The sequence below is a fragment of the Candidatus Nitrosopumilus sp. genome, from assembly GCF_029882185.1.
GTDB lineage: Archaea > Thermoproteota > Nitrososphaeria > Nitrososphaerales > Nitrosopumilaceae > Nitrosopumilus.
The window spans coordinates 1-1,585 of record NZ_JAOULD010000101.1 but is presented as its reverse complement, the minus strand read 5'-3'; the positions used below and the strand labels follow the sequence as shown (position 1 = coordinate 1,585).

The 1,585-nt window shown below is 34.8% G+C and carries 2 protein-coding genes and 1 pseudogene; all 3 read right to left on the bottom strand.

Annotation, left to right across the window (positions count from 1 at the left end; all coding sequences use genetic code 11):
• A partial coding sequence (locus tag OEW78_RS10555; RefSeq protein ID WP_300327246.1) for a 1-(5-phosphoribosyl)-5-[(5-phosphoribosylamino)methylideneamino] imidazole-4-carboxamide isomerase occupies window positions 1-662 on the bottom strand: 662 nt, incomplete at its 3' end.
• Window positions 659-1,264, bottom strand: coding sequence for an imidazole glycerol phosphate synthase subunit HisH (gene hisH / locus OEW78_RS10550; protein WP_300327245.1), 606 nt, complete (start codon window positions 1,262-1,264; stop codon window positions 659-661). The genes hisH and OEW78_RS10555, both read right to left, overlap by 4 nt.
• Window positions 1,264-1,585: pseudogene (locus tag OEW78_RS10545) on the bottom strand (imidazoleglycerol-phosphate dehydratase); the annotation flags it as partial. The pseudogene OEW78_RS10545 and the gene hisH, both read right to left, overlap by 1 nt.

Here is a 1,585-nt window from a genome sequence, read left to right as displayed (position 1 = left end):
AGTGCTTTTCCAAGTATTACTCCAAATGCATTTTTTTCTTTTACATCTGCAACATCATTGATGTTTGAGATTCCTCCGCTTGCAATGATATTTGTATTTGGTAAATTACATGCTTGTTCTAGAAATTCTAAATCAGGTCCTTCTAATGTGCCATCACGACTGACGTTAGTTAACAAGAATTCGGTGAATCCCATTTCAAGAAACTCTTTAATTGATGGAATCAATTTAGATCCAGTCCCTTTTTGCCAACCATGAATTACAATTTCTCCATCTTTATGATCAACAGAAATTACTATTTTTTCTGATCCTAATTCAGACAATAGTGATTTTAAAAGAGGTTTATCTTTGAATGCCAATGTTCCCAACACTATTCGTTTTGATAGTTCTGACATTTCCAATACCAATGATTTATCTCGTAAGCCGCCAGCAACTTCAGCTGGAATCGATATGGAATGAAGGATTTTTTTAATAATTTCAATATTGGAGCCAATCCCTAAGGTAGCATCCAAATCCACTAAATGAAGGATATCAGCTCCTGCAGACTCCCATTTTTTTGCAACATCTACAGGATCGTTGCTGTATATTGTCTTTTGGTTAGGATCACCTTTGTACAATCTAACAACTTGCCCATTCATTAGATCAATTGCAGGAATTATTTTCATTTTTTACACTCTTTGAGGAAATTTTCTAGCATGATTTTTCCAACAGTGCTAGATTTTTCAGGATGAAATTGTGTCCCAAAAAAATTTTCATGTTCAACAACTGCTGGAACTTTAATTCCATAGTCAGATTCTGCAGTAATTACATCATCAGACTTGGGCTTTACTCTATACGAATGAACAAAATAAGCCCAAGAACCATCTTTGACACCCTCAAGTATTTTTCCAGGTTTTTTAATTTCAAGATCATTCCATCCCATGTGTGGAACTTTCATAGATGGTGGAAGAACAATCACTTCGCCGTCAATTACATCCAAACCCTTTTCTTTTCCTTCTTCACTTTTTTCAAAAAACATTTCCATTCCAAGACAAATTCCGAGAACAGGCATACTACCAACATAATCTCTAAACTCAGTTTTTGAATAATTTCTAACACTATTCATGGCAGGATCAAAGTTACCAACACCTGGAAGTAGCAATCCAGAATATACGTTAGGATTGTCAAAGGTAGTAATCACATCAACTGTGGCACCTATTCTTTCAAGAGAATTTTTTAGGCTGAAAATATTTCCAGCGCCATAATCAAAAATTGCAACACTAGTCATTACATTGAACCTTTTGTACTTGGGATTCCTTTTTGTTTTTTATCCAGTGTTGATGCATTTCTTAATGCTACCGCAAGTGATTTGATGGCAGCTTCAACTTTGTGGTGATCGTTATCTCCATACTTTACAGTAAGGTGAATGCAACTATTCAGATTTTGTAGCAAAGATTGGAAAAAGTGTTCAAGATCTTCTTTTGATACGTCTTCAATTTTGTTTCTTTTGATAGATAAAGTCAATTTTGAAAATGGGCGTTTCACTAAATCAATTGAAGCTTCAGCAAGTGATTCGTCCATTGGAACCGAAGCGTAGCTAAATCTAGTA

What these genes read in the sequence shown, in the direction of transcription:
- hisH (WP_300327245.1), bottom strand. Translation starts at nt 1,264, where the DNA reads ATGACTAGTGTTGCAATTTTTGATTATGGCGCTGGAAATATTTTCAGC.